Below are 15,573 nucleotides of genomic sequence, written 5' to 3' on the forward strand. Positions count from 1 at the left end.
GCTGAACGTAGGGTGTCTTCTTGTTGATCGCCAGTTCGACGATGGCGGGATCGGGTGCAAAGGTCGACGTCGCGGCATAAATCATCATCGCGGGAGCGCCGTAGCCGATGCCTTTTTTCCCGGGCTCCGAGTTCATGTTCGGCAAGCGCTGGGTCTGCCCGGCAAATACCAGCATCATTGCGATCGAGTAATCCGTACCTTCACCGCCGAATTCGAGCATCTTCGGATTTTTGTCCATGTACTCGATGCGCCGGCGATAGGGCGCAACGCGGATGCCTTCCCGGCTGGCGACCGCAAACTTTGCAGCCGTGTATTCCAGCACCATTCGCGCACCCTGACGCACGTCGTTGTCTTCGGCGAAGTCGGCGAGATTGAGAATCGCAACGAGCGAGTAGCGCTGATAGGGCCGCGAGTTGTATTCAGCGAAGTCGTGGCGCATCACGCCGCCCATGAAATCCAGAAGCCACCGCTTGAGCTCCGCCTGCTCCGCAGCCAGCGCTTCACTATTCTTCGGTACCTCTTTCAAGATGATCTGGTTCTTCAGGTACCGGGAGGTCTCGATCATCAACCGGTGATTTTCAGTCTCCGGAATCTTGGCGGTTCCGGCAGCGACCGTCGCAACCGCGGGGGCGATCGCCAGCGCCGCGGCCAATGGCGGGATCGCAGCCCCTTCGCCGAGCAGCGCCAGCACGGCCGGCGCTCCGGCGTTGAGGACGAGCAGCAGGGCCAGGCGCTTGGACAGCCAGAACGCCGCATCGCCGAGATCGTCGATAGCCGACTCCAGCCAGCTGTCATCATCCAGAAGTTCAGAAGGCGGCTCGTCGCTGTGCTCGGAATTGCCGCAGTTCAGCACCCCATTGGCGGCATCACCGGGAGGACCGTGAAGGATGAGGAGCTTGTCGCGGACGTGAATCCTGGCTTCCTCACTCAGGATCGGAAATCCCTTGTCACGTGCCCGTTCGTTCAGAAAGTACAGCCGCGTTGCATCGCGAACGTCGACGTCAAGATCGCCTTTCACACTGAAGGTGAACTCGTTGTTCGGAACGATCGGAGGCGTGAGAAAGGAGCCGATTGCTTTCGAAAGACATGGCAAGCCGTCGGTGCCGACCTGGGCGTCCTTGTATTCGAGCTGACCCACCACCCGTTCCAGCTGCGCCTTCAGGCACAGCGCACTGATTTGATAGGTGATGCTCGCCCAGCCGCCGAAGGGCTTCAAATCCTTGATGCCTGCAATGGTCTGCGTGCAGTCCGGACCGGTTCTTGCCGAGCTCTCGTTGAATTTGGCCTGAAACTGATCGAGCTTGTCGGGCGGAAAGAGATCGACGGGATAACGGTTGGGGTCAGGTGGAAACTGCAAATTGGTCGTGTGGATACAAACCGCGCTTCGTAGCGCGGCCGGGTCCGCGGCCTTCAGCAGCAGCCACTGCATCTTGGCAATCAGGAAAGGGCTGAAATCCTCGCCGGGGATGTCGGCGCTTCCCTGGAACGTCAAGTCGTCCCCGCACGCCAGATACTCGATCGCGACCATGGCGCGGCCGTCTTGTTGAGCGAGTGCAGCCGCAAGGTCGAGCGGTGGAGGCGCGATAGGAATGAGAAATTCCGGAGGTGGCGGGGGATGGTCGCCGGTGTCGACGTCGCCTGCATAGGCATGGCCTGCCAAAGTCGAGATTGCCACGATCAGGCCGACCAGCAGGCAGACGCTGATCCTGCTCATTCGCAACCGACGCATACCCGGCCCCCCCTCTGAGAGTCGCGGAGTTGGCATCAAGAAATCGGCATCAACTCATTCTGCAATCATGCCGGCAGGGTGAGTGCCGGCTGGAAGGTTAGCAAGACAGCGTTCTTAGCGATGTGAAATCGTTCACAAGTGGGGTCTGCCGATGCCGAAGAAGGGAATCACGGGCCACAACGAATGGATCCTCACCGAGGCCCTTGCGACGGCCATCGTCGCGCTGAAGCAGCCTGCCCCCAAGCACCAGCCGCAGGCCCATTTGGACGACATCCGCAGGCTGCTCGCCAGCGGCAAGGAGCCAGCTACCGTCAGCCCTGCACCTCGCGCAGACCAAATGCCGCCTGTTCCCCGACCAGGATCCGCTGGATATCTACCGGGAACATGGCATCAACGAATATGGCGCGTAGGGCCCGCACCCCGCGTGTTCGATGTCAGGATTTTTGAGGCTGGTGCGCTCGGAGGGACTCGAACCCCCACGATTTTACTCACTGCCACCTCAAGGCAGCGCGTCTACCAGTTCCGCCACGAGCGCTTTGGGAAGCCGGCTATAAGGCTTGAGGCCTGCCGGATCAACGGCGCCGATGTAACAAATCGATCAGAGGGGTACAAGCCCGCCGAAGGCCCGAATTCCACAAGCTTTATGGGATTGGTTCCAGGCCCTGCCCGGCTGCTTACCGCGTGCCCGGGGACCGCGGCAGCATCTGCTTGACCTCGACCGCGATGCGGTTGCGGTCGACCAGCACGACGCCGCTGGCAACGGGCAGATTATTGGCCAAAACCTTGACCTCGTCGGCCTCGGTTGCGTCCAGTTCGATGATGGCGCCGCGGGAAAGACGTAATACCTGATGGATCGGCATGGTGGTGGTCCCGAGGACGACCATGAGATCCACGGTGACTTTATCGAGGGTAGGCACTACGGCACCGCCACTAACATGAGACTCTGCATTTGCGTCCGCAATCATCACCCCGTTATGGTTAGCCAATGGTTAACAGCCGCCAAGACCTCGATTTAACGTCGTTTTCGGCCTCCGACGGTGCCCCTGTGGAGTGGCAGATTTCGGACGCCCCGGTGCCCTATCCCGAGGCCGTTTCTGTCATGGAAGCGCGCGCGGCGGCCATTGCGGCCAAAGAGGCCGCCGAGCTGGTCTGGCTGCTGGAGCACCCCCCGCTTTATACCTCCGGCACCTCGGGCAAGGCCTCCGACCTGCTCGACCCCAGGTTTCCGACCTTTGCGACGGGTCGCGGCGGCCAGCTCACCTATCACGGGCCCGGCCAGCGGGTGGCCTATGTGATGCTCGACCTCAAGCGCCGCCGGCCTGACGTCCGCGCCTATGTCGCTGGTCTGGAAGAGCTGATCATCCGGACGCTCGCCGCCTTCAACGTCCGCGGCGAACGGCGCGAGGACCGGGTCGGCGTCTGGGTCAGGCGGCCGGAAAAGGGCGCCGGCCACGAGGACAAGATCGCGGCGATCGGCGTGCGGCTGAAGCGCTGGGTCTCGTTCCACGGCATCGCCATCAATGTCGAGCCGGAGCTCTCGCATTTTCAGGGCATCGTGCCCTGCGGCGTCGCCGATCCCCGCTATGGCGTCACCTCGTTGGCCGATCTCGGCCAGCTCGTCACCATGGCCGATGTCGACGTCGCGCTGCGGCAGGCGTTCGAGCAGACATTCGGCCCAACGCAGACGCGCGTGGCCGAAACGGCGGTCTGAACCCGTCAGCAATTCGCCTTCAGAAAATCGACGAAGGCGCGCACCCGTGGAATCGTTTGCCGCCCGGGCAGGATCAGCGCCGTGATCGGCTGCGGATCGGCGTCGTGGCAGTGCGACAGCAGGGGCACCAGCCTGCCGTCCTGCAAGGCCTCTTCGCCCAGGAAATCGCCGAGGCGAATAAGGCCCGCGCCCGCGAGCGCCAGGTCGAGCAGCAGTTCGGCGCTGTCCGACCGGATCGTGCCGTCGACCGCCATCATCACCGGCTTGCCGTCCTCGAACATCGGCCATTGCGCGAGCCGCGATGTGCCGCTGAGCTGCAGGCAATTGTGCCGCAGCAGATCGGAGGGCCGTTCAGGCACGCCGTTGCGTTCGAGATATTGCGGACTGCCGACGATGATGCGCCGGACTTCACCGAGGCGCACCGCGATCAGGTCGCTGTCGGCGAGCGGGCCGACCCGGATCGTCACGTCGACCTGCTCACTGATCGGGTCGATGCGATGATCGCTGACGGTGAGATCGATGCGGATGTCCGGATATTGCGCCATGAAGCGGGGCAGACGCTGCGCGAGCCGCCGTCGTGCGAATGCGGTGCCGCTGTTGACCCGGATCGGCCCGCGCGGACGTCCGTGGACGGAGGCGACGTCAGCCTCCGCGGCCTCCACCGCCGCCAGAATGTTGCGCGCGTGAGCAAGAAAGGTCTCGCCTTCCTGGGTCAGGACGAGCCGCCGCGTCGTCCGGTGTAGAAGCGTCACCCCGAGGCGACGCTCCAGGCGGGTCACGATGCGGGACACGCCCGACGCGGTAAGGCCCGTCTCGGCGCCAACCGCGGCAAAACTTCCGAGATCGACGGTCCGCACAAAGGCGCTGAGATCGGGAATGGGGTGCGACGCCATATTCGTGATTTTTTGGAATGATTGCTTCTCAATATCGCAGTTTATCTACGATTACAGCACAAATAGGGTCGCACCAGTCAATCCAGGAGCCCCAACCCATGCCCCTCGCCCGCATTTCCGTCCCTACGCAGCTTCCGATCGAACGCATTCACGCACTCGCCGACGCCGTCCATGAAGGCTTGGTCGAGACCTGCGGCGTCCCGCCCAAGGACCGCTTTCAGCTCATTTCCCGCTACGCACCCGAGATGATGCTGATCGACCCGACCTTTCCCGACGTCGCGCGCACGGCGGAGGCATCGATCGTCGAGATCCTGTTTCTCCAAGGACGAACGGTCGATCAGAAGAAGCGTCTGTTCCGGTCGATCGTGGCGCGCGCCGTCGAAGCCGGCTTTGCCGGAGACGACATCATGATCGCGCTTGCCGAAAACGCGCCGGTGGACTGGTCGCTCGGCCATGGCCTCGCCTTCGGCGACCATCACGAACCGCTGGCAACGACGTCCGTCATCGCGTGACCCGCCTGCACTTCTGTTGGGCCGCGCGCTGAATCCCAGAGCCGAGACGCGGGCGATCACAATTGCCCGCGTCTCGCGCGGTCACGCCGCCTTGGCCGCGACCTCGAGCTTGCCCGCGATGTAGCGGCGCTCCTGACTGAGGCCGCCAAAGCCGTAGGCGTCGCCCTTGACCTCGTCGACATGCAGATAGGTCTCGTGATGCAGCGGGCCGAGCAAATCGCTCATCCGCGCAAACATCGCGGCGAGATAGGCGGCCTTCTCGTCCTTGGTGTTGGTGCCTTCGCTGACATGGGTGTCGATCCAGTAGCTCGCGAGCTTCTGCTCGGCGAGCGACCTGCCGCCGGCGAACCAGTCGGCGGCATCGACCGCCTTGACGATGACGGCAGTCACCTTCGGGTCCTTGTGCAGGATCTTTGCGGTGAGCTCGGTCACGGCGTTGGCAATGTCGGCCTTCAGCGAGGCGGACTGGCGGGAGGTTGCGTAGGTGACGGTGATCAGCGGCATGGTCGGTCTCCTGAGGCGGTTGCGCGGATATTCATTGCGCTGAGGGAAAACTAGACCCTGGGCCGTCATTTTTGTATCTTATCTCTGTTGATAACAGTGATAACGATTGATAATGACAACCGCACTCGACATCGCCACCGTCCAGGCCTTCCTGCTGGTCGCCGACCTGCAAAATTTTACCCGCACGGCCGAAGCGCTCGGCACCACGCAGGCCGCCGTCAGCCTCAAGCTGCAGCGGCTCGAGACGCTGCTCGGCAAGCGGCTGGTGGAGCGATCGCCGCGCGCGGTCAGGCTCACGGCCGAGGGCGCCGGCTTCCTGCCGCATGCCCGCGCGCTGATCGAGGCGCATGACCGCGCCCTGTCCGGCACCGCCTCGACACCGCAGATCTTGTCGCTCGGCATCTCCGATCACGCGGCCGGTCCCGAGCTGGTGCGGCTGTTGGAGCGGCTGCATGCGATGTCGGCGCAGCTCGCACTCGCCGTCACCATCGGCTTCTCGCGCGACATGCAGGAGGCCTATGATGCAGGCCGGCTCGACGCCGTGATCGTGCGCCAGGAAGGCAGCCGGCGCGGCGGCGAAAAGCTCGTCGAGGACGAGTTCGGCTGGTTCGCCTCGCCGCGGTTGACGCTGCCGCGCGGCGAGGCGCTGCCGCTCGCGACGCTGGCGCCGCCCTGCGGCGTCCGCGCCATCGCCGTGCGCGCGCTCGACAAGGCCGGCCTTGCCTGGCGCGAGCGTTTTGTCGGCGGCGGCGTCACCGCGGTGGTCGCGGCTGCGCTTGCCGGCCTTGCGGTCGCACCGCTGGCGCGCCGGATCGCGCCGGCCGGGCTCGTCGATATCGGGCCGAGCCACAAGCTGCCGCGGATCGGCAGCTCGCGCGTGATGCTGCATTCGAAGGTCAGCGATCAGGCCAAGCTCGCCGCGCTGCGCACGGTGGCGGCGACCTTCCGCAGCGCGGCCTAAGGCATCAGACGCTCCGTCTCCTTTCCTCGACGATCCGGTCGCATGCGTCACTCAGCGAGAACGGGTATGCAACCCTGCACACTTTCTCCGAATTTGCACAAAAATGTCCCAGCCGTTGGGAACCAAGCCCGGTCTCGTGCGTTTGTCAGGGTTCAGGCTGGGATCCGGAAATGGTGCAAAAGTTCAAGCAACAGAGGGACTTGTTCGAGAGCGAACGTAGTTTCCGTCTGTTGGTGGAGGGGGTTGCGGACTACGCCCTCTACATGCTCGACCCCACCGGCATCATTACGAGCTGGAACATCGGCGGCGAGCGTATCAAGGGCTACACGCCTGACGAGATCCTCGGCCAGCATTTTTCGCGCTTCTATACCGAAACCGACCGCGCCAATGGCAAGCCCATGCGCGCGCTCGGCATCGCCCGCGACCAGGGGCGTTATGAGGAGGAAGGTTGGCGCGTCCGCAAGGGCGGCACCTTCTTCTGGGCCAGCGTGATCATCGACCCCATCTACGAGGACGGCCACCTCGTCGGCTTCGCCAAGATCACCCGCGACATCACCGAGCGGCGCAATACGCAGATGCAGATCGAGACGATGCAGAAGCAGCTCGCCGAATCCCAGAAATTCGACGCACTCGGCCAGCTCACCGGCGGCGTCGCGCACGACTTCAACAATCTGCTGATGATCATCAGCGGCAGCCTGCACATCCTGAAACGGGACACCGGCGAGGATGCGAAGCTGCAGCGCGCGATCTCGGCGATCGAAACCGCGACACGGCGCGGCGCGGCGCTGACCAGCCAGCTCCTGACCTTCGCCCGGCGCCAGAGCGTCAACCCGCAGCCGATCAATTTCGCCGACCGGATCGAGGCGATCCGCGAGGTGCTCGAGACCGGTGTCGGCAGCGCGGTTCAGCTTGCCTACGACATCGACCGCAACGTCTGGCCGATCAATGCCGACGTCTCCGAGCTCGAGACCGGCCTGCTCAATCTCGTGATCAATGCCCGCGACGCCATGCCCGACGGCGGCACGGTAACGATCAGCGCGCGCAACGCGGTGCTGTCGGACCCCCTCCATGCCGGCGAGTTCGTCGCGATCAGCGTCGCCGACACCGGGCAAGGCATCCCCTCCGACGTGCTCGACAAGATCTTCGAGCCGTTCTTCACGACCAAGCCGATCGGCAAGGGCACGGGGCTCGGCCTTTCCCAGGTGCACGGTTTCGCGCATCAGGCCGGCGGCACCGTCAAGGTCGAGAGCGAACTCGGCAAGGGCACGGTCTTCACCATCCTGCTGCCGCGCGAAACGTCGGAGCCGAAGCAGGACAAGACCGTGGCACCGGCGGCCGGCAGCGGCACGGTGCTGCTGGTGGAGGACAATCCTGATGTCGCGACCGTGAGCACCGGACTGTTGGAGCAACTCGGCTACCAGGTCCGTCGCGTTGCCGACGCGGAGGCAGCGCTGCGCGAGATCGAGCACAACGGCGTCGATCTCGTGTTCTCCGACATCGTGATGCCCGGCAAGATGGACGGCCTCAGCCTCGCCCTGCGCCTGCGGGAAATCCGCCCCGACCTGCCGATCCTGCTCGCGACCGGCTACAGCGATGCCGCCGCCGACGTCCGCGGCGATTTCCCGATCCTGCGCAAGCCCTATGAGATCCACGAGCTGAGCGAGGCGATCGCGAAGCTGCCGCGGTGATTTTCTTTCACCTCTCCCCGCTTGCGGGGAGAGGTCGGATCGCGCTTGATATCCGGGCGAGGGGTGCAGGTCTCACGCCGATCTCACCCGCGGAGAAAGCCCCTCACCCCAACCCTCACCCCGTAAGAACGGGGCGAGGGAGCGCATCTCCCACGCGGCTACACCGTCCCCAGCACCGAGAACCGCTCCCCTGCCCGACGCAGGTTCAAATCTTCCTCACCGGCAGTTTCGTTCGTCACACTCTCGATGCGCGACGACGGCGGGCCGTGGCGGCAGAGCGCGACCATCTCGGCAACGCGCGTCGGCGGCCCCGCGAACAGGGCCTCGACGCTGCCGTCGCGGCGATTGCGGACCCAGCCTTCCAGCCCGATCGTGTTGGCCTGGTATTCGACCCAGGCACGATAGCCAACGCCCTGCACCCGGCCGCGGATCGTGACCTGGAGGATCGCCCGGCTCATTTTTTCAACCCGAGGAAATCGGCGCTGCGTGCCTTCATGTCGGCCTCGCGCATGACACGGCTCGTCAGCTCCGACGATGCGAGTCCTCTGAGGTTTTTCGGTGGCGTGCCCTCGCGCAGCGCTTTCAGGGTCTCGTAGACCGCCTGCGTGGCCGCCGAGATCGGCGCGTGGCCCTGCAGCGCGATGCGCACGCGCTGCGCCCTGAGATAGTCCAGCGCGCTCATCTCCTCCGGCGCACCGCCCAGCACGATCGGCAATTTTGTCGCGGCCGAAATCGCCTCCAGCTCCGCCTTCGACTTGATGCCGGTGAAGAACAGCCCGTCGACGCCGACGGCTTCATAGGCCTGCGCGCGGCGGATCGCATCGTCGAGCGACGTGATGCTGGCCGCACCCGTGCGCCCGAGAATGACCAGCGAGGGATCGCCGCGGCCGTCGAGTGCCGCCTTCATCTTGCCGACGCCTTCTTCCAATGAGATCAGCTGCGTCTTCGCCTCGCCAAAGGCCTGCGGCAGCAGCGTGTCCTCGATGGTGAGGCCGGCCGCGCCCGCGGCCTCCAGCTCCTGCACGGTGCGGCGGACGTTGAGCGCATTGCCATAGCCGTGATCGGCATCGACCAGCACCGGCAATGCCGCGGCGCGCGACATCCGCCGGATCTGTTCGGCAAACTCGGTCAACGTGATCAGCGCGATGTCGGGATCGCCGAGCACCGCGAGCGAGGCGACCGAGCCGCCGAACATGCCGATCGCGAAGCCGAGGTCTTCGGCGATACGGATCGAGATCGCGTCATAGACTGAGCCGGGGCGGATGCAGTCGGAGCTGGAGAGGACCGAGCGCAGTTTTTCGCGGCGGGCACGGTAGGTCATCGTGGTGTCTCGGTCAGTTGCGACGCTGCAGCAATATACTCCGTCATTGCGAGCGAAGCGAAGCAATCCAGGCTGCCGCCGCGGAAAGATTCTGGATTGCTTCGCTTCGCTCGCAATGACGGCGCTTTTGGCGCCGCCACCCCTTCACGACGAGCTAAGCAAACTCCAAAATCAGCGCATCGACCGCAAGCGTTGCGCCGGCGCTGGCATGGATCTTCTTCACGGTGCCGTCGCGCTCGGCGCGGAGCACGTTCTGCATCTTCATGGCTTCGACGACTGCAAGCGTCTCGCCGGCCTTGACCTCCTGCCCTTCGCTCACCGCGATGGAGACCACGAGGCCCGGCATCGGGCACAGCAGCTTCTTGCCGGTGTCGGAGGCTGCGGTGACCGGCATCAGCCGTGCGGAGGTCGCTTCGGTCTCGGTCCAGACATAGACCGGGACCTCGACGCCCTGATGGGCGAGACGGATTCCGTTCGGAATCGGGCGCGCCTGCACCGCGATGAAATGGCCGTCGATGGTGCCCTGCCAGACGGGATCGCCCGGCTTCCACGGCGAGTCCAACAAATGTGGCTTACCGGCCTTGCCCTCTGCATCGACGAAGCGGATCGCGATGGCCTCGCCTTCGCGGGCGACCTCGAGCGGGATCTCCTCGCGATCGAGCCAGACCGCGCGGCGGCGCTCGCGCTGAACGACGCGGCCGCCCATCTGGCCGGAGATCTGCCGCTTGCGCTCGCCGAGCACGTGATCGATGGCGGCACCGACGGCAGCGATCCGGCGCGCGATTTCGCCTTCCGCCGCGCGCGGCGCAAAGCCCTTGGGAAATTCCTCGGCGATGAATCCGGTCGACAGATTGCCCTCGCGCCAGCGCGGATGATTCATCAGCGCCGACAGGAACGGAATGTTGTGCCTGATGCCGTCGACATAGAAGGCATCGAGCGCGGTCGCCTGCGCCTCGATCGCGGCCGCACGCGACGGCGCATGCGTGACGAGCTTTGCGATCATCGGATCGTAGTGGATCGAGATCTCGCCGCCCTCCTGCACACCGGTGTCGTTGCGCACGGTGATGCCGTCCTTGCTCAGCTCCGCCGGCGGGCGATACTTCACCAGGCGCCCGATCGAGGGCAGGAAGTTGCGGAACGGGTCCTCGGCATAGAGGCGGGATTCCACCGCCCAGCCGGTCAGCGTGACGTCCTTCTGCGCGATCGCCAGCTTCTCGCCGGCCGCAACGCGGATCATCTGCTCGACGAGGTCGATGCCGGTGACGAGCTCGGTGACGGGATGCTCGACCTGGAGACGGGTGTTCATCTCGAGGAAGTAGAAGCTCTTGTCCTGCCCCGCGACGAACTCGACCGTGCCGGCGGAATCGTAATTCACGGCCTTTGCGAGTGCGACCGCCTGCTCGCCCATCTTGCGGCGGGTGCTTTCGTCGAGCAGCGGCGACGGCGCTTCCTCGATGACCTTCTGGTTGCGGCGCTGGATCGAGCACTCGCGCTCGCCGAGATAGATGATGTTGCCGTGCTTGTCGCCCAGCACCTGGATTTCGATGTGGCGGGGGTCGACGATGAACTTTTCGACGAAGACGCGATCGTCGCCGAACGACGCCTTTGCTTCCGCCTTGGCGAGATTGAAACCTTCGGCGACCTCGCTCTTGGAGTTTGCGATGCGCATGCCCTTGCCGCCGCCGCCGGCGGAGGCCTTGATCATGACGGGATAGCCGATCTCATCCGCAATCCGCACCGCGTGCTTGTCGTCCTCGATGACGCCGAGATAGCCCGGCACGGTCGAGACCTTTGCCTTTGCGGCCGCCTTCTTGGATTCGATCTTGTCGCCCATGGCGGCGATGGCGCCCGGATTGGGGCCGATGAAGACAATTCCTGCGGCCTGGAGCGCCCGCGGGAACGCCTCACGCTCGGACAGGAAGCCGTAACCGGGATGGACCGCTTCTGCGCCAGTCTTGCGGCAGGCCTCGACGATCTTGTCGATCACCAGATAGCTCTCGGCGGCGGCCGGCGGCCCGATCAGGACCGCCTCGTCGGCCATCTCGACATGCAGGGCGTCCCGGTCGGCCTCGGAATAGACCGCGACGGTTTGAATTCCCATGCGACGGGCAGTCTTGATGACCCGGCAGGCGATTTCGCCGCGATTAGCAATCAGAATGCGCTTGAACATGTTTTTCTTATCGGACTTCAACCTTGGGCGGGACCCATCCCCCCGGCCGTTGAGGCCTGGGCGGACGGGCCGTGTGGTGTCCGTGGTACATCAAAATGGGCCGGAGGCAACGGTCTAAATCCGCCCAGCGGCGGCCGACCAGCGCCCGAATTACCCTTCCGCCGGACGAACTTGCGCCTACTTGCTGCCGGCCTTGATACCGCTCTTGGCCGCGCCCTGCACCAGGGTGTGAATAAAGTCCAATTTGGCGATCACCGCCGGCGACAGGATGAAGGGATAGAGGTCGCGCACGCCCATGGCGCGGTTGACGCTGTTGATGGCGAAGGTGAACGGCAACCAGGCATTGACGAGGAGCTGGAAGTCCTCGGCCTCGTACGGGTTGGCACGGATGCGCGCGGTGAGCTCCCCGTCCCGGTCGACCCGGGGCCGCACCTGCATGCCGAACTCGGAGGCCATCTCCAGCGTGTCGACGATGTGCAGATAGTGCGCCCAGGTCTCGGCAAAATCCTCCCAGGGGTGCGTGGTGGCATAGGCCGACACATAATTCTGTTGCCAATCCGGCGGCGGGCCTTCGCCATAGTGGCGTTGCAGCGCCTGGCCATAGTCGAGCGTATCGTCGCCGAACACCGCTCGGCATTCGTCGAGCTTGCCGCCTTGCTGGACCAAGACGTCCCAGAAATAATGCCCGACCTCGTGGCGAAAATGCCCGAGCAGCGTGCGGTAGGGCTCGCCCATCTCCAGCCGCCGTCGCTCGCGCTCGATCTCGTCGGTTTCCGTCAGCGCGATCGTGATCAGGCCGTTGTCATGGCCCGTCATGATCCTTTGCCCGCCGTTGGGATCGTCGGCGAGGAAATTGAAGATCAGCCCGTGCGCCTGGTCCTCCGACCGCGTCGTCAGCGGCAGCCGCCAGCGGATCAGCGAATAGAACAGCCGGTGTTTTGCCACCTCCAGCTCCCTCCAGCCGGCGAGCTGAGCGGGATCGGAGAGGTTCGGCACCATGCCGTTGTGCCGGCAGGCGCGACAATAGGCCTGATCGCTCCCGGGTTCGGTCAGCCAGTTGCAGGCGTCGTACTCGGCATTGGCGCAGAGCATGCGGCCCCTGCCCTTGTCGGCGAGCGTCGTCCAGGCCGCCCCGTCGGGCTCGATCGCGGACAGCGTTTCCTTCTCGGGCAGAAAGGCGAGCCTGTGGCCGCAGCGTTCGCAGACGCGGTTCTCGAAATACAGGACGTTGCCGCAGGCCTGGCAGGCAAAAAGCTTCAAGGTTTAACCTCTTACGCAAGTGATGCTTGAGCAGATCGATCGCTGGTGCCTGCGAAGACGCGTCCGCGCTGGTATCGTTCCAACGACTGGAACAATTTGCGCGGACAAGTGTTGGCTTGCCAATCGTCTTTTCCCGACATCGGACCAAGCACCTTGCACGATCGACCAAGAACGGCCAGACGCCTTTCTTGTTTGCTTCGCCATGAGGCGATGGAATTCGCGCCCCGCATGTGTGAGTATCGCTCCGGCACGTGCAGGCATGCATCACAACGGCCGACGCCTTGAACGATCCACTGCCCGAAACCATCGCCGCCGAACGGCTGCGCCAGCATCTCGAGGAGATCGCGCGCGAGCGCGACGCCGCCTATCGCGCGCTGCAGGAGCGCGAGGCCGAGCTCGCGCAAATCCAGCGCATCGCCGGCGTCGGCGGCCTCGAGATCGATCTGCGCCGCGGCGTCAGGAACCGGCGCACGCCGGAATATCTCCTCATCCACGGTCTGCCGGCCGAGGCTGCCGAGGAGACCTATGACGAGTGGGTCAAGCGCATCTATCCTGCAGACCGCACGCGGACGGTCGATCGCCTATTCGCAGCCCTCAAGAGCGACAGCGAGGACTATTCCGACAAGTACCGGATCATCCGCCAGAATGACGGCGAGATCAGGTGGATCAGCGTCGTCGGCAAGATCGAGCGCGATGCCGACGGCCGCGCACTGAGGTTGATCGGCGCCGACATCGACGCCACCGACCAGATGCTGGCGCAGGCCACCTTGCAGGAGAGCGAGGAGCGCTTTCGCCTGATCGCGGATTCTGCGCCGGTGCCGATCTGGGTTACCAAGCTCGACCGCAAGCGCTCCTTCGCCAACCAGGCCTATCTCGACTTTCTCGGCCTGCCCTTCGAGGAGGCCATCGATTTCGACTGGCGCAAGGTGCTGCATCCGGACGACCTGCCGCATGTCCTGCAGCAATCGGTCCAGGGCGAAGCCTCGCTCAAGCCATTCGTGCTGGAAGCCCGCTACAAGAACGCCAAAGGTGAATGGCGCTGGCTGCGCTCGGAATCGCAGCCGCGCTGGGACCCGACCGGCCGGCATATCGGCTTCATCGGGGTTGCCCACGACATCACCGCGGCCAAGCAGGCCGAAATTGAATTGCGGCGACTGAACGAGACGCTCGAGGAGCGCATCACCGAGCGCACCGCACAGCTCGAATCCAATGAGGCGCAGCTGCGCGCGATCCTGGAAACCAGCAACCAGTATCAGGGCCTCGTCAGCCTCGCCGGCGAATTGCTCTATGCCAACAACACCGCGCTCGCCGGCATCCGGGCAACATCATCCGACGTGATCGGCAAACCGTTCTGGGACACGCCGTGGTTCACCGCGAGCGAGGGTATGCCGGCGGCAGTCCGCGACGCCTTCAACACCGTGCTGAAGGGCGAGCCGGTCCGCATGGAAATGCGGCTTCGCCTGCCGATCGGCGAGCGCTATTTCGACTTCAGCATGCGTCCGCTGCGCGATCAGCACGGCGAGATCTTTGGCGCGGTGCCCGAGGCCGTCGACATTACCGACCGCCGCCGCGGCGAGGAAGCGCTGCGCCAGTCGCAGAAAATGGAGGCGATCGGCCAGCTCACCGGAGGCGTCGCACACGACTTCAACAATCTGCTCACCATCATCCGCTCCGCCACCGACTTCCTGCGTCGCCGCGAGTTGCCGGAGGAGCGCCGCCGCCGCTATGTCGATGCGATCTCCGACACGGTGGAACGCGCCTCGAACCTGACCGCGCAGTTGCTTGCCTTTGCACGGCGGCAGCCGCTGAAGCCGCAGGTGTTTAACGTCGGCACCCAGGTCGAGAGCGTGGCGCAGCTGGTCCGTCCCCTCGTCGGCGCCCGCGTCCAGATCGAGGTCGACATCGAGGCCCCGGACTGCTTCACCATCGCCGACATCGCGCAGTTCGAGACCGCGCTGATCAACCTCGCCATCAACGCGCGCGACGCGATGAAGGACGGCGGGCATTTGACGATCTCGGTCAAGAAGGTCCAGGATATCCCGAGCCTGCGGGCGCAACCGGCGCGCAGCGGCGATTTCGTCGCGATTTCGCTGCAAGACACCGGCACCGGCATCGCGCCGGAACATATCGATGCGGTCTTCGAGCCGTTCTTCACCACCAAGGAGGTCGGCAAGGGCACCGGCCTCGGCCTCAGCCAGGCCTTCGGTTTCGCAAAGCAGTCCGAGGGCGACATCGCGGTGACCAGCACGCCCGGCCAGGGCGCGACTTTCACCATCTACCTCCCGCAGGCACCGAGCCCGGTCGGCGAAAAGGCGGCGGCCGCCATCGCAAGCGAATCCGCGACCACCGGGCGCGGCTACCGCGTGCTCGTGGTCGAGGACAATGACGATGTCGGGCGCTTCTCCACGGAGTTGCTGGAGGACCTCGGCTATGTCGTGCGGCGTGTTGCCGACGCCAATGCCGCGCTTTCGATCCTGTCTGACGACGAGTTCGCGGTCGACCTCGTGTTCTCCGACGTCATCATGCCCGGCATGAACGGCGTCGAGCTCGCCGGCGTGATCCGCGAGCGCTATCCCGGCCTGCCTGTCGTGCTCACCTCCGGCTACAGCAACGTGCTCGCCGAAAACGCCCATCGCGGTTTTGAGCTGATCCAGAAGCCGTATTCGGTGGAAGCGCTCTCGCGCATTTTGCGCAAGGCGATCTCGGAAAAGCTGCCGGTGGCGAGGTGACGCTGTTGGAACGGCTGTCATTGCGAGCGAAGCGAAGCAATCCAGATTGTTTCCGCGGTGACAGCCTGGATTGCTTCGTCGCTTTGCTCCTCGCA

At 64.6% G+C, this 15,573-nt stretch carries 13 protein-coding genes, 1 tRNA gene and 1 pseudogene; 6 read left to right on the forward strand and 9 right to left on the reverse strand.

Going from position 1 to position 15,573, the window contains the following annotated elements; all coding sequences use genetic code 11:
- Window positions 1-1,714 (reverse strand): hypothetical protein (locus tag C2U70_RS06550; protein ID WP_210243897.1); only part of this gene is annotated, 1,714 nt, incomplete at its 3' end.
- Window positions 1,715-1,880: 166 nt separating this feature from the next.
- On the opposite strand from C2U70_RS06550, the pseudogene C2U70_RS33400 reads away from it, so the two are divergent.
- Window positions 1,881-2,139 (forward strand): annotated as a pseudogene (locus C2U70_RS33400) (hypothetical protein).
- 40 nt (window positions 2,140-2,179) lie between these two features.
- On the opposite strand, the gene C2U70_RS06560 reads toward C2U70_RS33400, so the two are convergent.
- A tRNA-Leu gene (locus tag C2U70_RS06560) sits at window positions 2,180-2,264 on the reverse strand.
- 139 nt (window positions 2,265-2,403) lie between these two features.
- On the reverse strand, window positions 2,404-2,646 hold the full coding sequence (locus C2U70_RS06565) for a FliM/FliN family flagellar motor switch protein (protein ID WP_018647371.1): 243 nt from the start codon (window positions 2,644-2,646) through the stop codon (window positions 2,404-2,406).
- A 68-nt stretch (window positions 2,647-2,714) separates the two neighbouring features.
- On the opposite strand from C2U70_RS06565, the gene lipB reads away from it, so the two are divergent.
- Complete coding sequence (lipB, locus tag C2U70_RS06570; RefSeq protein ID WP_140977184.1) at window positions 2,715-3,440, forward strand: lipoyl(octanoyl) transferase LipB; 726 nt, start codon at window positions 2,715-2,717, stop codon at window positions 3,438-3,440.
- Between the two features lie 5 nt (window positions 3,441-3,445).
- Here the strand turns inward: lipB and C2U70_RS06575 are convergent, their stop codons facing one another.
- The gene (locus C2U70_RS06575) at window positions 3,446-4,333 is read right to left on the reverse strand and encodes a LysR family transcriptional regulator (RefSeq protein WP_140977185.1); all 888 of its coding nucleotides are present in this window, start codon (window positions 4,331-4,333) and stop codon (window positions 3,446-3,448) included.
- Between the two features lie 98 nt (window positions 4,334-4,431).
- On the opposite strand from C2U70_RS06575, the gene C2U70_RS06580 reads away from it, so the two are divergent.
- Window positions 4,432-4,845: a tautomerase family protein gene (locus C2U70_RS06580; protein WP_186294097.1), complete on the forward strand. Its 414-nt coding sequence runs from the start codon at window positions 4,432-4,434 to the stop codon at window positions 4,843-4,845.
- Between the two features lie 81 nt (window positions 4,846-4,926).
- Here the strand turns inward: C2U70_RS06580 and C2U70_RS06585 are convergent, their stop codons facing one another.
- The gene (locus C2U70_RS06585) at window positions 4,927-5,349 is read right to left on the reverse strand and encodes a tautomerase family protein (protein WP_140977188.1); all 423 of its coding nucleotides are present in this window, start codon (window positions 5,347-5,349) and stop codon (window positions 4,927-4,929) included.
- Between the two features lie 112 nt (window positions 5,350-5,461).
- Between C2U70_RS06585 and C2U70_RS06590 the strand changes: the two genes are divergently transcribed.
- Together C2U70_RS06590 and C2U70_RS06595 are read left to right on the forward strand one after the other, a co-directional pair.
- On the forward strand, window positions 5,462-6,310 hold the full coding sequence (locus C2U70_RS06590) for a LysR family transcriptional regulator (RefSeq protein ID WP_140977190.1): 849 nt from the start codon (window positions 5,462-5,464) through the stop codon (window positions 6,308-6,310).
- A 170-nt stretch (window positions 6,311-6,480) separates the two neighbouring features.
- The gene (locus C2U70_RS06595; RefSeq protein ID WP_140977192.1) at window positions 6,481-7,998 is read left to right on the forward strand and encodes a PAS domain-containing sensor histidine kinase; all 1,518 of its coding nucleotides are present in this window, start codon (window positions 6,481-6,483) and stop codon (window positions 7,996-7,998) included.
- Between the two features lie 158 nt (window positions 7,999-8,156).
- On the opposite strand, the gene C2U70_RS06600 is transcribed toward C2U70_RS06595, so the two are convergent.
- The 4 genes from C2U70_RS06600 to C2U70_RS06615 form a co-directional block, all read right to left on the reverse strand.
- Window positions 8,157-8,456, reverse strand: a complete 300-nt coding sequence (locus C2U70_RS06600; protein WP_140977193.1) for an acylphosphatase — start codon at window positions 8,454-8,456, stop codon at window positions 8,157-8,159.
- On the reverse strand, window positions 8,453-9,319 hold the full coding sequence (locus tag C2U70_RS06605) for an isocitrate lyase/PEP mutase family protein (protein WP_140977194.1): 867 nt from the start codon (window positions 9,317-9,319) through the stop codon (window positions 8,453-8,455). The genes C2U70_RS06600 and C2U70_RS06605 overlap by 4 nt, the downstream gene beginning before the upstream one ends.
- Before the next feature lie 154 nt (window positions 9,320-9,473).
- Complete coding sequence (locus C2U70_RS06610; protein ID WP_140977195.1) at window positions 9,474-11,489, reverse strand: acetyl-CoA carboxylase biotin carboxylase subunit; 2,016 nt, start codon at window positions 11,487-11,489, stop codon at window positions 9,474-9,476.
- A gap of 177 nt (window positions 11,490-11,666) precedes the next feature.
- A complete protein-coding gene (locus C2U70_RS06615) occupies window positions 11,667-12,749 on the reverse strand; it encodes a zinc-binding metallopeptidase family protein (RefSeq protein WP_140977197.1) in 1,083 nt (360 codons plus the stop codon).
- 251 nt (window positions 12,750-13,000) lie between these two features.
- Here C2U70_RS06615 and C2U70_RS06620 point away from each other — a divergent pair, with 251 nt between their 5' ends.
- A complete protein-coding gene (locus C2U70_RS06620) occupies window positions 13,001-15,478 on the forward strand; it encodes a hybrid sensor histidine kinase/response regulator (protein ID WP_140977198.1) in 2,478 nt (825 codons plus the stop codon).
- The last annotated feature ends 95 nt before the right edge of the window (window positions 15,479-15,573 follow it).

Origin of the sequence: Bradyrhizobium guangdongense (assembly GCF_006483445.1) — a bacterium.
Taxonomy (GTDB): Bacteria; Pseudomonadota; Alphaproteobacteria; order Rhizobiales; family Xanthobacteraceae; genus Bradyrhizobium; species Bradyrhizobium guangdongense_A.